At 72.4% G+C, this 14,248-nt stretch carries 13 protein-coding genes; 10 read left to right on the forward strand and 3 right to left on the reverse strand.

From position 1 onward, the window contains the following. Positions 1 to 11: 11 nt before the first annotated feature. The 6 genes from ABZV78_RS02075 to ABZV78_RS02100 all read left to right on the forward strand — a co-directional run bounded on the left by ABZV78_RS02075 (position 12) and on the right by ABZV78_RS02100 (position 4,582). On the forward strand, positions 12 to 1,037 hold the full coding sequence (locus tag ABZV78_RS02075; RefSeq protein ID WP_355634919.1) for a hemolysin family protein: 1,026 nt from the start codon (positions 12 to 14) through the stop codon (positions 1,035 to 1,037). Between the two features lie 33 nt (positions 1,038 to 1,070). Continuing rightward, positions 1,071 to 2,096, forward strand: a complete 1,026-nt coding sequence (gene trpS / locus ABZV78_RS02080) for a tryptophan--tRNA ligase (protein WP_355634920.1) — start codon at positions 1,071 to 1,073, stop codon at positions 2,094 to 2,096. Positions 2,097 to 2,118: 22 nt separating this feature from the next. Beyond that, positions 2,119 to 2,700: a 2'-5' RNA ligase family protein gene (locus ABZV78_RS02085; RefSeq protein ID WP_355634921.1), complete on the forward strand. Its 582-nt coding sequence runs from the start codon at positions 2,119 to 2,121 to the stop codon at positions 2,698 to 2,700. A gap of 57 nt (positions 2,701 to 2,757) precedes the next feature. Then, a complete protein-coding gene (locus ABZV78_RS02090) occupies positions 2,758 to 3,693 on the forward strand; it encodes a YihY/virulence factor BrkB family protein (protein WP_355634922.1) in 936 nt (311 codons plus the stop codon). Continuing rightward, positions 3,690 to 4,064, forward strand: coding sequence for a GntR family transcriptional regulator (locus tag ABZV78_RS02095; RefSeq protein WP_355634923.1), 375 nt, complete (start codon positions 3,690 to 3,692; stop codon positions 4,062 to 4,064). Before ABZV78_RS02090 ends, ABZV78_RS02095 begins: the two co-directional genes overlap by 4 nt. A gap of 74 nt (positions 4,065 to 4,138) precedes the next feature. After that, positions 4,139 to 4,582 carry a hypothetical protein gene (locus ABZV78_RS02100; RefSeq protein ID WP_355634924.1) on the forward strand — a complete coding sequence of 148 codons (444 nt, stop codon included), beginning with the start codon at positions 4,139 to 4,141 and terminating at the stop codon, positions 4,580 to 4,582. Positions 4,583 to 4,765: 183 nt separating this feature from the next. Here the strand turns inward: ABZV78_RS02100 and ABZV78_RS02105 are convergent, their stop codons facing one another. Then, the gene (locus tag ABZV78_RS02105; RefSeq protein WP_355634925.1) at positions 4,766 to 6,400 is read right to left on the reverse strand and encodes a glycoside hydrolase family 13 protein; all 1,635 of its coding nucleotides are present in this window, start codon (positions 6,398 to 6,400) and stop codon (positions 4,766 to 4,768) included. A 157-nt stretch (positions 6,401 to 6,557) separates the two neighbouring features. Next, positions 6,558 to 7,655 carry a LacI family DNA-binding transcriptional regulator gene (locus ABZV78_RS02110; protein ID WP_355634926.1) on the reverse strand — a complete coding sequence of 366 codons (1,098 nt, stop codon included), beginning with the start codon at positions 7,653 to 7,655 and terminating at the stop codon, positions 6,558 to 6,560. Positions 7,656 to 7,833: 178 nt separating this feature from the next. On the opposite strand from ABZV78_RS02110, the gene ABZV78_RS02115 reads away from it, so the two are divergent. The 4 genes from ABZV78_RS02115 to ABZV78_RS02130 all read left to right on the forward strand — a co-directional run bounded on the left by ABZV78_RS02115 (position 7,834) and on the right by ABZV78_RS02130 (position 13,609). Next, the gene (locus tag ABZV78_RS02115) at positions 7,834 to 9,084 is read left to right on the forward strand and encodes a maltose ABC transporter substrate-binding protein (protein ID WP_355634927.1); all 1,251 of its coding nucleotides are present in this window, start codon (positions 7,834 to 7,836) and stop codon (positions 9,082 to 9,084) included. Next, positions 9,084 to 10,724 (forward strand): ABC transporter permease subunit, encoded by a 1,641-nt coding sequence (locus ABZV78_RS02120; protein ID WP_355634928.1) that lies wholly within the window; start codon positions 9,084 to 9,086, stop codon positions 10,722 to 10,724. Before ABZV78_RS02115 ends, ABZV78_RS02120 begins: the two co-directional genes overlap by 1 nt. Further along, positions 10,721 to 11,620 carry a sugar ABC transporter permease gene (locus ABZV78_RS02125; RefSeq protein ID WP_355634929.1) on the forward strand — a complete coding sequence of 300 codons (900 nt, stop codon included), beginning with the start codon at positions 10,721 to 10,723 and terminating at the stop codon, positions 11,618 to 11,620. Before ABZV78_RS02120 ends, ABZV78_RS02125 begins: the two co-directional genes overlap by 4 nt. 177 nt (positions 11,621 to 11,797) lie before the next feature. Continuing rightward, on the forward strand, positions 11,798 to 13,609 hold the full coding sequence (locus ABZV78_RS02130; RefSeq protein ID WP_355634930.1) for a glycoside hydrolase family 13 protein: 1,812 nt from the start codon (positions 11,798 to 11,800) through the stop codon (positions 13,607 to 13,609). A gap of 19 nt (positions 13,610 to 13,628) precedes the next feature. Here the strand turns inward: ABZV78_RS02130 and ABZV78_RS02135 are convergent, their stop codons facing one another. Beyond that, entirely contained in the window at positions 13,629 to 14,228 is a 600-nt protein-coding gene (locus tag ABZV78_RS02135; RefSeq protein WP_355634931.1) for a TetR/AcrR family transcriptional regulator, read from the reverse strand. Positions 14,229 to 14,248: the final 20 nt, after the last annotated feature.

A 14,248-nucleotide genomic window follows, 5' to 3' on the forward strand; every position in this document is an offset into this window, starting at 1 on the left:
CCATCCTTGTCATGCGGGAGGGAGGTGGTCCCGGGCCCCGGCGACGCTCGCCGGGGCGGCCCCGACGCGAACCGGGACCCGTGGCCCACAGCGTGGCCCGGCTCGTGGTGCGGGCCGCCGACGGAGCCACCCGCCTGGTCACCGACCTGCTCGGGACCAGCCCGACCGCCGGCCGGGAGCGGATCAGCGAGGCCGAGCTGCGCGACCTGGTCGCGGCCAACACGCTGCTCGACCCCGACGAGCGGCGGATCATCGACGAGGTGCTGGTGGCCGGCGCCCGGCTGGTCCGCGAGGTGATGGTGCCGCGCACCGAGGTGGTCTTCCTCGCCACCGGGCTCACCCTGGCCGAGGCGGAGCGGCTGGTCCGGGCCGAGCCGCACACCCGCTACCCGGTGGTCGACGGCACCCACGACGACGTGGTCGGCTTCGTCCACCTGCGGGACGTGCTGCTACGCCCGGAACGCGACCCGCGCGCCACGGTCGGCGAGCTGACCCGCGAGGTGAAGCGGCTCCCGGGCAGCAAGCGGGTGCTGGCCGCGCTCACCGAGATGCGCCGGGAGGGGCACCACCTGGCCGTGGTGGTCGACGAGTACGGAGGCACCGCCGGCATCGTCACCTGCGAGGACCTGGTCGAGGAGCTGGTCGGGGAGATCCACGACGAGGGTGGCGCCCCGCCCGACCCGGCCCACGCCGGCCTGCCCGCCGTGGTCGACGGTCGGCTCAACCTGGCCGACTTCGCCGAGCGCACCGGGGTGCCGCTGCCCGCCGGGCCGTACGAGACGGTCGGCGGGTTCGTGATGGCCGCCCTCGGCCGGCTGCCGGTCGCCGGCGACGAGGTGCCGGTGGCGGTCGACCCGGACGACGCCGGCGGACCCGACCCGGACGACCCGCCCGGCGGCTGGCTGCTGCGGGTGGTGGCGCTCGACGGGCGGCGGGTGTCCCGCCTCGCGGTCTCCACGGCGCGCCTGCCCGAGCCGCGGCGCGAGGTCACCGCCCCCCTCCCGCCCGTGCCCACCCGACCGGCCGGCCCGTCATGACGGACGCCGGGGCTTGCTGACAGAATTGCCGTCATGTCCGACGTACCCGCCCGCCCGCGCGTCTTCTCCGGCATCCAGCCGACGGCCGACTCGTTCCACCTCGGCAACTACCTGGGCGCGGTACGGCACTGGGTGGCCCTGCAGGAGAGCCACGACGCTTTCTACTGCGTGGTGGACCTGCACGCGATCACCGCCGGGCACGACCCCAAGGTGCTCAAGCAGCGCAGCCGGGTCGCCGCCGCGCAGCTCTTCGCGGTCGGCCTCGATCCGGAGCGCAGCACCCTCTTCGTCCAGTCGCAGGTGCCCGAGCACCCGCAGCTGGCCTGGGTGCTCGGCTGCATCACCGGCTTCGGCGAGGCCAGCCGGATGACCCAGTTCAAGGACAAGTCGCAGAAGCAGGGCAGCGAGCGGGCCAGCGTCGGCCTGTTCACCTACCCGATCCTGCAGGCCGCCGACATCCTGCTCTACCAGGCCCACGCGGTCCCGGTCGGCGAGGACCAGCGGCAGCACCTGGAGCTCTCCCGCGACCTGGCCCAGCGGTTCAACTCGCTGTTCGGCCCGACCTTCACGGTGCCCGCCCCGCACATCGTCAAGGACACCGCGAAGATCACCGACCTGCAGGACCCGACGGCCAAGATGTCGAAGTCGTCCTCCTCCCCGGCCGGCATCATCGACCTGCTGGAGGAGCCGGCCCGCTCGGCCAAGAAGATCCGCTCGGCGGTCACCGACACCGGCCGCGAGATCGTCTTCGACGCGGAGGGCAAGCCGGGCATCTCCAACCTGCTCACCATCTACTCGGCGCTGTCCGGCCGGACCATCGACGACCTCGTCGCGGCCTACGACGGCAAGGGCTACGGCGACCTGAAGAAGGATCTCGCCGAGGTGGTCCGGGAGTTCGTCACCCCGATCCAGGAGCGCACCCGCGCCTACCTGGACGACCCGGCGCAGCTCGACAAGCTGCTCGCGCAGGGCGCGGAGAAGGCCCGCGCGGTCGCCGCCGCGACGCTGCGCACCGCGTACGAGCGGATCGGCTTCTTCCCGCCGGTCCGGTTCGAGTAGCGGTCCGGCACGGCGGGAACGGGTGAAGCGGTCGGTGGCCGGAGGGGTGACGCGCAGCGTGGATGGCAGGGACGGGGCGCCGGACGCCGGTGACACCATCCAGATCGGGATCGCGGTCGACATCCCCGAGCCGTGGGGCGGGATGCTCACCCGCCGGCGGATCGAGGCCGGCGACCCGCAGGCCGTCCCGGCGCACGTCACACTGCTCGGGCCCACCGAGATCCCGGTGCGCGCGCTGCCCGCCGTCGAGGAGCACCTGGCCCGGGTGGCCGCCACCCACCTGCCGTTCACCCTGCACCTGCGGGGCACCGGCACGTTCCGGCCGGTCACCCAGGTGGTCTTCGTGGCGGTGGCGGCCGGGATCAGCGAGTGCGAGCTGCTCGCCGCCGCCATCAACGCGGCCCCCGAGCTGCAGCGCGAGGCGCGCTTCCCCTACCACCCGCACGTCACGGTGGCCCAGGACGTGCCGCCCGAGGTGCTCGACAAGGCGTACGAGGACCTGGCCGACTTCTCCGCCCTCTTCGAGGTGGAGGCGTTCACCCTCTTCTCGCACAGCGGGGCCACCCGGTGGCAGCCCCGCCGCGACTTCCGCCTCGGCGGCTGAGCTGAGCACGCGGCCGGCCTGCCTCCACGGGGTGGGCGGATCGGCGAGGATGGCGGGGTGAACGTCATCGGCCGGATCGAGGCGGCGTTGGGTCGCCGCATCGACGCGGCCCGCGTCCGGTCCTCGGCCTTCGACCACGTGTGGCGGGCCGGGACGCTCTACGCCGACCTGCTCGCCGGCCGGCTGGCCGCCGCCATCGCCTACTACGGCTTCTTCGCCGTGTTCGCGCTGGCCCTGGTCGCGTACTGGGTCTTCGGCACGATCCTCCAGGGCAACCGCGAGGTCAGCAGGGCGGCCGGCGACTTCCTGAAGGGGAACCTGCCGTTCCTCGACCCCCAGCAGATCGCCGAGAGCAGCAACACGGTCGGGGTGATCGGCCTGGTGATCCTGGTCTTCACCGGGATCGGCTGGGTGGAGGCGATCCGCTCCTCGCAGCGGCTGATGTACGGCTTCAACCAGCAGCCCGGCAACCTGGTGATCCGCCGCCTGGTCGACCTGGGGGTGCTGGTCGCGGTCTTCGTGCTGCTCGGCGTCTCGGTGGCCGCGGTGGACGCGCTGGAGTCGCTGCTGCGGTTCCTGCTGCGCAGCACCGGCTCGGTCGGGCTGACCACGGTCAGCGCGGTGCTCAGCGTTCTGGTCAACGCGGTGCTGGCCACCGCGCTGCTGGTGGCGGTGCCGCGCCTGCGGATGAGCCGCCGCCGGCTGCGCCCCGCCGTGCTGGCGGTCGCCGTCGGCATCACGCTGCTCAACACCGTCGGGCGCTACTACGTGGTGCGCACCGAGCGGAACCCGGCCTACACCGTGGTGGCCACCGCGGTGGGGCTGCTGCTCTACCTCTACCTGCTCAACCAGATGGTGCTCTTCGGCGCCGCGCTGGCCGCCACCAGCCGCTACGGGCGGGTGGTGGACCTGGCCGAGGGCGGCGGCGCGCGGGAGGTGGACGTGGAGATCGACGAGGAGACCGATCCGGGCACGCCGGGAGGGGCGGGATGAGCACCCGGATCCGGATCGACCAGGACTCGCCGGTGCCCCCGTACGAGCAGGTGCGCGGGCAGCTCGCCGGCATGATCGGTGACGGCCGGCTGCCGGTCGGCACCCGGCTGCCCGCGGTCCGGCAGCTCGCCGCCGACCTGGGCCTGGCGGTGAACACGGTGGCGCGGGCGTACCGGGAGCTGGAGTCCGCCGGGCTGGTGGAGACCCGCGGCCGCCACGGCACCGTGGTGGCCCCGGGGCGCGACGACGCCACCGACCGCCTGCAGCGCGCCGCCACCGCGTACGCCGCCGAGGCGCTCCGCCTGGGCGTCCCGCCGGACCGCGCCGTCGCCCTGGTCCGTGCGGCTCTGGACGCCGGTACGCACGGGTGAGAGCGGCCGCCGGACAGGGGGGAGTTGGCGTGAATGAGGCGCACGTCCGCGCCGTGACCGACCATGATGGGCCGGTGGGCGCACTCGTGACACTGGACCTGCCGGACGACTCGCCGATGCGGGACCTGCCGTGGATCATCACCTTCGGCCCGCTCGGCGACGAGGACGAGTGGGAGCCGGTGGTCTGCGGCCCGTACGAGCGGCCGCACGCGCTCGCCCTGGCCGAGGCGGTGGTGGCCGAGGAGCAGCTGATGGCGGTGGTGGAGCCGCTGCTGCCGGCGCTGACGCCCGAGGAGATCCGCAGCGAGATCGCCGCCGCGCAGATCGCCGCGGAGGACGAGGCGGCCCGGGTCGACCAGGCGGACCTCTACGGCGACTTCGAGGAGGTCATCGACGAGGAGCTGGAGCTGGCCGCCGAGCGGGAGCCGGAGCCCGAGCCGGTGACCGCGCCCAGCCGGGACGAGGTCCGAGCCGGCCTCGCCCGGATCGCCGCCCTGCTCACCGCCAGGGGCGCCTGAGGCTCAGCTCGGCGGCGCCGCTGCCCGGCAACCGGCACGGTCCCAGATGGACACCGACCCCTCGGGAAACGGAGTCCCCGAGGGGCCGGCGCCACCTCACCCCCCACCACAAGGGGTCGGTAGCCCAGCCGCCCGTCGGCGCGGAGCACAACGGACGACCAGGTCAATGGCGGGTTACCCGGCTCAGCGCCGTTCGAACCACGCAGCAGCGTCCACCGGCAGGACATGGCCGTCGCCCCGCTCGGTGAGGCCGGCGCTGGCGACGACCGGCCGGCCGTGGCCGGCGACGGTCACCTCCGCGCCGCTGATGTTGACCACGCAGGTCAGCTCTGCGTCGCCGGCGGCGCGGCGGAACGCCAGCACCCCGGGCTCGGTCTCCAGCCAGGTGATGCCACCGGTGCCGGCCAGCGCCGGGTGCTCGTGCCGGATCCGCAGCGCGGCCCGGTAGAGCTCCAGCGTCGAGTCGGTCACCCCGGCCTGGGCGGCCACCGAGAGGGCACGCCAGGTCGCCGGGGCCGGCAGCCAGCTCAGCTCGCTGCCCGCCGGGCCGAAGCCGTACGGGGCCAGCTCGCCGCTCCACGGGATCGGCACCCGGCAGCCGTCCCGGCTCTCCCCGGTGCGCAGGAACGCCGGGTCCTGGCGCAGCTCGTCGGGAAGGTCGAGCACCTCGGGCAGGCCCAGCTCCTCGCCCTGGTAGACGTAGGCGCAGCCGGGCAGGGAGAACATCAGCAGGGCGGCGGCCCGGGCGCGGCGCAGGCCGGCCTCGCCGTCGCCGTACCGGGTGACGTGCCGCTGCCGGTCGTGGTTGGAGAGGACCCAGGTGGTCGGCGCGCCGACGATGGTCGACTCGGCGAGCGCGGTGTCGATCACCTTGCGGAACGAGTCGGCCGACCAGGTGGCGTCGAGGAAGTCGAAGCTGAAGGCCTGGTGCAGCTCGTCCGGCCCGATGTAGCGGGCCAGCCGCTGCGGAGTCTCCGCCCAGGCCTCGGCCACCGCCATCCGGCCGCCCGGGTAGCTGTCCAGGATCGGCCGCCAGGCGCGGTAGATCTCGTGCACCTCGTCCTGGTCGAAGTAGGGCAGCTGGCCCTTGCCCAGCAGTTCGGACTGGCGCTGACCGGTGGTCATCGAGTTGAAGCCGACGTCCGGCAGCCCCTCGGCCTTGATCATCCCGTGGGCCACGTCGATCCGGAAGCCGTCCACGCCCCGGTCGAGCCAGAACCGCAGGACGTCCTCGAACTCGGCGCGCACGTCGGGGTGGCGCCAGTTCAGGTCGGGCTGGGCCGGGTCGAACAGGTGCAGGTACCACTGGCCGTCGGCGACCCGGGTCCAGGCGGGGCCGCCGAAGATGCTCTCCCAGTCGTTCGGCGGCAGTTCGCCCTGCTCGCCCTTGCCCTCGGCGAACAGGTAGCGCTCGCGCTCCGGCGAGCCGGGGCCGGCGGCGAGGGCCGCGGTGAACCACGGGTGCGCGCTGGAGGTGTGGTTGGGCACCAGGTCCACGATGATCCGCAGTCCCAGGGCGTGCGCGTCGGTGATCATCGCGTCGAAGTCGGCGAGGTCGCCGAAGAGCGGGTCCACGTCCCGGTAGTCGGACACGTCGTAGCCGGCGTCGACCTGGGGCGAGGTGTAGAACGGGGTCAGCCAGAGCGCGTCCACTCCGAGTTCGCGCAGGTAGGGCAGGCGCTGCCGGATGCCCTGGAGGTCACCGACGCCGTCCCCGTTCGCGTCCGCGAAGCTGCGGACGTAGACCTGGTAGACGACCGCGGACCGCCACCAGTCGTCGTCGGCGGTCAGCGGCGTGGGGTGGGGGGCGGAGGTCATCGGTGGAAATCCCCGTTCTCTGGCGCGGGACGGCGGTGCCCCCGCACGGGCATGGTGGTGGGCGCGGGGTGTCTGAGCAGAATGCCGCCCGGGCGCTGCAAGAGTCAAGCATTCCTTGCGCAAGAAATGACGGCAGCCGGCTGCCGCGCGCCGGGGGTCAGGCGGGGACGGCGAGGGTGGCGGGAGCGGGATGCTGCCGCTTCGTGCCGCCGCCCGTGCCGGCCGGGCGGGCCACCGCGGTCGAGCCGCGCACCACCAGCTCGGGGCGGAACAGGTACTCGGAGTGCGGGGCGGCGTGCCCGTTGATCTCGTCGACCAGGGCCCGGACGGCGGCCACCGCCATGGCGGCGACCGGTTGGCGCATGGTGGTCAGCGGCGGGTCGGTGAAGGCCATCAGCGGGGAGTCGTCGTAGCCGACCACCGAGATGTCGTCGGGGACGGTCAGACCGCGCTGTCGGGCGGCCCGGATCGCGCCGAGCGCCATCAGGTCGGAGCCGCAGACCAGGCCGGTGACGCCGCGCTCGATGAGCCGGCCGGCGGCGGCCTCGCCGCCCTCGACGCCGAACAGGGAGAGCTCGGCCAGCTCGCCGACCTCCGCCTCGGTGGCGCCGACCAACCGGGACACCGCGGCGCGGAAGCCCGCCACCCGGCGCTGCACCGGCACGAACCGGTCCGGGCCGGTGATCAGACCGATCCGCCGGTGGCCGAGCGCGACCAGGTGCGCCACGGCCATCTCGGTGGCCTCGCCGTCGTCGCAGGAGACGAAGGGCGCGGCGATGCCGGGCGCGTACCCGTTGATCATGACGATCGGCAGCGGGCGGGCGATCAGCGCGCGGTACCGGTCGTGGTTGGCGGCGGTGTCGGCGTGCAGGCCGGAGACGAAGACGATCCCGGAGACCTGGCGGTCGAGCAGCATCTCGACGTACTCGTCCTCGGTCACCCCGCCGGGGGTCTGCGTGCAGAGCACCGGGGTGAACCCGCTCTGCGAAAGCGTCGACTCGATGACCTGGGCGAAGGCCGGGAAGATGGGGTTGTCCAACTCGGGCACGACCAGCCCGACCAGCCCGGCGCTGCGCTTGCGCAGCCGGGCGGGGCGCTCGTAGCCGAGCACGTCGAGGGCGGTGAGGACGGCCTGCCGGGTCTCCGGGGCCACTCCGGGGCGGTCGTTGAGCACCCGCGACACCGTGGCCTCGCTGACTTCGGCCTGTTGGGCGATGTCGGACAGTCGAGCGCGCATGGCGGCACTGTAGCTCACGGGTAAGTTCTTGCGTACGCTCCTGCAATCCCTTCCATTCTCTGCAACCTCTTGCTAACGTCCCCGCAACATGCGAGAGCAGCGGCGCAGCATCCCCCGCGCCGGTCAGCAAGAAATTCAAGGTTCCCACTGGCGGCCCGCCCTTCCCCCGGCGGGCGCCATGACGACAGGAGTACCGATGCGCATCCGTACCGCGGGTGTGGTCGCTGTCCTCGGCCTGGCGCTCGCCGCGTCCGGCTGCGGCGGCAGTGACAGCGACAAGCCGGCCGCCAAGGAGTCCGCCAAGGCCACCGGCGGCAAGCTGGTCATCTGGGCCGACGACAAGCGGACCGCGGCCCTCAAGCCGTTCGCCGAGGAGTTCGGCAAGGAGAACGGCGTGACCGTCGAGGTCCAGGCCGTCTCCAAGGACCTGCAGACCAACTTCGTCACCGCCTCGCAGCAGGGCAGCGGCCCGGACGTCGTGGTCGGCGCGCACGACTGGATCGGCAACATGGTCCAGAACGGCGCCATCGACCCGGTGCAGCTCGCCGCCGAGCAGAAGAGCGCGTTCAACGAGACCGCGATCAAGGCGGTCACCTTCAACGGCCAGCTCTACGGCGTCCCCTACGCCACCGAGAACATCGCGCTGATCCGCAACACCGAGCTGGCCCCCGAGGCGCCGAAGACCATCGAGGACCTGGTCGCCGCCGGCAAGAAGCTCAAGGCCGAGAAGAAGACCAGCGAGATCCTCTGCCTCCAGTCCGGCCAGAACGGCGACGCGTACCACGTCTACCCGCTGTACACCTCGGGCGGCGGCTACCTGTTCGGCACCACGGCCAACGGCGACTACGACCCGAAGGACCTGGGCGTGGGCAAGCCGGAGTCGATCGCGGCCTTCCAGAAGATCGCGAAGCTCGGTGAGAAGGGCGACGGCGCGCTGAAGCGCTCCATCACCGGCGAGAACTCGATCGCCACCTTCACCGGCAAGAAGTGCGCCTTCCTGGTCTCCGGCCCGTGGGCCATCGCCGACGCCAAGAAGGCCAACATCAAGTACGACATCTCCCCGGTCCCCGGCTTCGCCGGTGGCAAGGAGGCCCAGCCGTTCGTGGGCGTCCAGGCGTTCTACGTAGCCGCCAAGGGCAAGAACAAGGCCCTGGCCCAGGAGTTCGTCACCAACTACGTGACCAAGCCCGAGCTGGCCGTCGCGCTGTACAAGGCCGAGCCGCGCCCGCCGGCGCTGACCGCCGCCTTCGACCAGGTCAAGGGCGAGGACCCCGACCTGGCCAAGTTCTCCGAGGCTGGCAAGAACGGCCAGGTGCTCCCGGCGATCCCGGCCATGGCCGCGATCTGGGACCCCTTCGGCAAGGCGGAGGCCGCCATCATCGGTGGCGCCGACCCGGCCAAGACGATCACCGCCGCGGGCAAGACCATCGCGGGTCAGATCAAGTAATGAGCACGTCGCTGTCCGGCCCGGGGTCTGCTGAGCAGACCCCGGGCCGGGAGCCCGTTCGCCGCGGGCTCCCGCGCAAGTCCCGTACCGCGCGGAACCACGCGCCGATCACCGCGACCGGCCTAGTCGTCAAGGTGGTCCTGCTCGGCCTGGTGGCCGGCATCGCGCTCTGGGCGGCGTTCCCGCTCGTCGAGGGCGAGCACTGGGTCGGACTGGGCGTCCTGGCGGCCACCACCGCGGGCCTCTTCTACCTCTACCTGAGCCGGCGGCACATCCCGGCCAAGTACCTGGTCCCCGGCACGCTCTTCCTGATCGCCTTCCAGGTCTTCCCGGTGCTCTACACGGCGAGCACCGCGTTCACGAATTTCGGCGACGGCCACCGCGGCAGCAAGGACGACGCGATCGTCGCCATCCAGACCTCCTCGGTGCAGCAGGTCCCTGGCTCCACCGAGTACTCCCTCTCCATCGCCACGAAGGGCGACCCGGCCACCGGCGCGCTGGTGTTCCTGCTCAGCGACCCGAAGACCAAGGAGGTCTTCGCGGGTGACGCGGGCGGGCTGCGCAAGCTCGACGCCGGCGACGTCACGGTCAGCCCGACCGGCAAGATCACCGACGCCGCCGGCTACACCGTGCTCAACTTCGGTCAGGCCAGCGGCCGGAGCAAGGACATCACCGATCTGGTGGTGCCGACCGCCGGCGGTGCGATCCGCTCCAACGGCCTCTCCCGCGCCTACGAGGGCAAGGCCGTCCGGGCCTACGACGCGGGCTGCGACTGCATCAAGGACAGCGAGACCGGGAAGACCTGGACGGCGGACCCGGAGAACGGCTCCTTCGTCGCCGCCGACGGCGAGCGGCTCGCGCAGGGCTGGAAGGTCAACGTCGGGCTGAAGAACTTCACCCGCGTGCTCACCGACCCGAACATCTCCGGGCCGTTCTTCGGCACCTTGCTGTGGAACTTCGCCTTCGCGATCGGCTCGACCGGGCTTACCTTCCTGCTCGGCATGGCCATCGCGCTCGCCCTGCACTCGCCCCGGATGCGCGGCACCAACTTCTACCGGGTGCTGCTGATCCTGCCGTACGCCATGCCGTCGTTCGCCATGCTGCTGGTCTGGCGGGACATGTTCAACACCGACTTCGGCCTGGTCAACAACCTGTTCGGGCTGGACATCGACTGGTTCGGCGGCACCTGGTCGGCCCGGATCGCGGTGCTGCTGGTGCAGCTCTGGCTGGGCTACCCGTACATGTTCCTGGTGGCCACCGGCGCGCTCCAGGCGATCCCGCGCGAGCTGACCGAGGCCACCTCGGTCGACGGCGCCAGCCCGTGGCAGTCCTTCCGGGCGGTCACCCTGCCGCTGCTGCTGGTCGCGCTCTCGCCGCTGCTGATCGCGTCGTTCGCGTACAACTTCAACAACGTCAACGCGATCCTGTTCACCACCGAGGGCGGCCCGTTCGCGCCGGACAACCCGACCAACGGCGCCACCGACCTGCTCATCACCTACACCTACCGGCTGGCCTTCGGCGCACAGGGCGCCGAGTACGGACTGGCCACCACGGTCTCGATCTTCATCTTCGCGATCGTGGCGATCGTGGCGGCGATCAGCTTCTCGCGGACCCGCAAGCAGGAGGAGGTCTACTCGTGACCACCTTGTCGGACGCCGCCGTCGCCAACCGGGCCGGGACGGGGAAGTCGAAGGGACGCTGGTTCGCCCAGGTGGGCTGGCGGCACGTGGTCGGGGTGCTGGCGGTGGCGTTCAGCCTCTTCCCGATCCTCTTCGTGATCTCCGCGGCGCTCAACCCGCTCGGCACGCTCTCGTCGACGGAGCTCCTGCCGACCGGGATGTCCCTGGAGAACTTCACCAACCTGTTCCAGAACACGCCGTTCGCTCACTGGTTCCTCAACTCGCTGCTGCTCGCCGGCGTGGCCAGCTTCGCGTCGATCTTCCTGTCGGCGCTGGCGGCGTACGCGTTCTCTCGGATGCGCTTCGCCGGTCGCCGTGTCGGGCTGCTCGCGCTGCTGCTGATCCAGATGTTCCCGCAGTTCCTGGCCATCGTGGCGATCTTCCTGATCTTCACGACGGTCACCGCCCTGTGGCCGGCGATCGGCTTCAACACCCCGTGGGGCCTGTTCCTGCTCTACATGGGCACCGCGCTCGGTGCGAACACCTGGCTCATGAAGGGCTTCTTCGACACCCTGCCGAAGGAGCTGGACGAGTCGGCGACCATGGACGGCGCCTCGCACGCACAGGTCTTCTTCCGGATCATGCTGCCGCTGGTGGCGCCGATCCTGGCGGTGACCGGACTGCTCGCCTTCATCGGCTCGATCAACGAGTTCATCATCGCCAACGTGTTCCTCACCGAGCCGAACTCGAAGACCCTGGCGGTCGGGATGTTCGGCATGGTGGCGGGCGAGCGCAACAACAACTTCGGGATGTTCGCGGCGGGCACCCTGCTCACCGCCATCCCCACGGTGCTGGTGTTCCAACTGCTCCAGCGCTACATCGTCTCCGGCCTCACCGCCGGAGCCGTCAAAGGATAGACCGGAGGGGTGGCCGCTCGCCGTCGTGGGCGAGGCGAGTGGTGCCACTCCGCACGCTGCGGCAAGGGCGTTTGACGTACACCGGAGCGGTTTCCGGGCGGACCGCCGCGGTCGGGTGACCGACCGCGGCGGATGCCCGCCCCCCTCCCTGTCTTCAACGACGCGAAAGGCATCCCCATGTCTCTCCAGCCGCACCACGACGGATCCGCCACCTACGTGCCGGAGCAGGAGCCAGCGCTCGGGCAGACCGTCCCGGTCTTCGTCCGGGTGCCGGCCGGCGCCGGCGTGCGCCAGGTGCACGTGCGGACCACCGGTGACGGCGAGCCCCGCTTCGCCGAGGCCGTGGTCGACCGCACCGAGGGCGGTGACGTGTGGTGGCGGGCCGACGTCGAGGTCCGCAACCCGGTCAGCAACTACCGCTTCCTGCTCGACGGCGCGACGGGCGCCCGCTGGCTGAACGCGGCCGGACTCGTCGACCACGACGTGCCGGACCACGGCGACTTCAAGCTGGTCAGCTACGCGCCGCCGCCGGCCTGGGCCCGGGACGCGGTGATCTACCAGATCTTCCCGGACCGGTTCGCCCGCTCGGCCGCCGCCGACGGCCGGACCGCGCCGGACTGGGCGATCCCGTGCGACTGGGACACCCCGGTGATCGGGCGCGGCCCGGAGACGCCCCGCCAGTTCTACGGCGGCGACCTCGACGGGATCATCGAGCGGCTGGACCACCTGGACCGGCTCGGGGTGAACACCGTCTACCTCACGCCGGTCTTCCCGGCCCGCTCCAACCACCGCTACGACGCGGCGAGCTTCGACACCGTCGACCCGCTGCTCGGCGGGGACGCCGCCCTGGCCCGGCTGGCCGACGCGGTGCACGCCCGGGGGTGGCGGCTGCTCGGCGACATCACCAGCAACCACACCGGCGACGCCCACCAGTGGTTCACCGCGGCCGTCTCCGACGTGGACGCCCCGGAGCGGGAGCTGTACTACTTCGATCTGGCGGGCGGGGACTACGAATCCTGGAACGGCGTGAAGTCGCTGCCGAAGCTCAACTGGGCGAGCGCCGAGCTGCGCCGACGCTTCGCCACCGCCGAGGACTCGCTGCTGCGCCGCTGGCTGCGCCCGCCGTACGGGCTGGACGGCTGGCGGGTGGACGTGGCGAACATGACCGGCCGGCGGGGCGCGGACGCGTACACCCACGAGGTGGCCCGGCTGCTGCGCGAGGTGGTCGCCGAGACCCGGGCCGACGGGCTGCTGCTCGCCGAGCACGGCCACGACCACACCGGTGACCTGGACCGGGACGGCTGGCACGGCACCATGAACTACGTCGGCTTCACCGACCCGGTCTGGTCCTGGCTGCGCCAGGGCGACGACCCGCTGCCGAACTTCCTGGGCACCCCGGGCGGGGCGCGGCGGCGGGACGCGGGCGCGGTGCTGGCCACCATGAACACCTACCGGTCGCTGATCTCCTGGCGGTCGTACACGCACTCGTGGCAGCTGCTCGGCTCGCACGACTCGGCGCGGATCCGCACCGTGGTGGGTGACGCGGCCCGGCAGGAGGTGGCCGCCGGCCTGCTGGCCACCATGCCCGGCACGCCGGTGATCTTCGCGGGCGACGAGCTGGGCCTGACCGGCACCAACGGGGAGGGGTCGCGTACCCCGATGCCGTGGCACCGGCCGGAGAGCTGGGACGCGCGCACCTTCGCCGCGTACCGGTCGCTGCTGGCGCTGCGCCGTGACGAGCCGGCGCTGCGGCACGGCGGCCTGCGCTGGGCGCACGCCGACGCGGACACGCTGGTCTTCCTCCGCGAGGCGCCGACCGGCGCGGTGCTGGTGCTGGCCCGCCGGGCGGCCGGCACCCCGGTCCGGCTGGCCGGCCTGCCCGCCGGGGAGAACGTCTACGGCGGCGCCCCCGCCCTGCGTCCGGACGCCGGCGGCACGGTCACCCTGCCGGCGGACGGCCCCACCTTCCAGGTCTGGCGCCTCGCCTGACCCTCGCCGACGCGGGGAGTCAGGGGCGGGGGCCGGCGAGGAGGGCGCGGACGCCCGCCAGGTAGGTGGCGCGGTCGGGAGAGCCGGTCAGGATGCGTTGCAGGACGTAGCCGGGTACCAGGGCGAACAGGGCCGCGCCGACCGCCGCCGGGTCGGCGTCCGCGGGCAGTTCGCCGGCCGCGTGGGCCCGCCGGGCCAGGGTGGTGAAGTGGTTGCGGAAACTGGCGTACGTCCGGCCGACGAACTCGGCGAGCGCCGGGTCCCGCTGCGCCTCGCCCCACACCTGGATGGCCAGGGGCAGCACGCCGTCCGGGCCGGTCTGCGTGTCGACGTAGGTCAGGGCCCGGTCCAGCGCGTCGACCAGCGGCAGCGGCGGGTCGGCCGCAGCCAGCTCGGCGAAGAGGCCCTCGGCGCCGCCGACCACCGACTGGGCGATCGCGGTGATCAGGTCGTTCTTGCTCGGGAAGTAGCGGTAGACCGCGCCGACCGAGAGCCCGGCCTCCTTGATCACGTCCTGCATGGAGGTGTTGTGGAAGCCGTCGCGCCGGAAGCAGCGCCGGGCCGCGTCGAGGATCTGCCGGCGGCGGGCCGCGAGGTGTTCGTCCGATACGCGTGGCACGACCCACAGTGTAAAGCGAA

This window comes from Micromonospora sp. NPDC004540, from assembly GCF_040610095.1.
In the GTDB taxonomy this organism is placed as follows: Bacteria; Actinomycetota; Actinomycetes; order Mycobacteriales; family Micromonosporaceae; genus Micromonospora.

Coding starts and splice junctions, on each gene's coding strand:
- ABZV78_RS02075 (WP_355634919.1), top strand. CDS start 12: ATGCGGGAGGGAGGTGGTCCCGGGCCCCGGCGACGCTCGCCGGGGCGG.
- trpS (WP_355634920.1), top strand. CDS start 1,071: ATGTCCGACGTACCCGCCCGCCCGCGCGTCTTCTCCGGCATCCAGCCG.
- ABZV78_RS02095 (WP_355634923.1), top strand. CDS start 3,690: ATGAGCACCCGGATCCGGATCGACCAGGACTCGCCGGTGCCCCCGTAC.
- ABZV78_RS02105 (WP_355634925.1), bottom strand. CDS start 6,400: ATGACCTCCGCCCCCCACCCCACGCCGCTGACCGCCGACGACGACTGG.
- ABZV78_RS02115 (WP_355634927.1), top strand. CDS start 7,834: ATGCGCATCCGTACCGCGGGTGTGGTCGCTGTCCTCGGCCTGGCGCTC.
- ABZV78_RS02120 (WP_355634928.1), top strand. CDS start 9,084: ATGAGCACGTCGCTGTCCGGCCCGGGGTCTGCTGAGCAGACCCCGGGC.
- ABZV78_RS02130 (WP_355634930.1), top strand. CDS start 11,798: ATGTCTCTCCAGCCGCACCACGACGGATCCGCCACCTACGTGCCGGAG.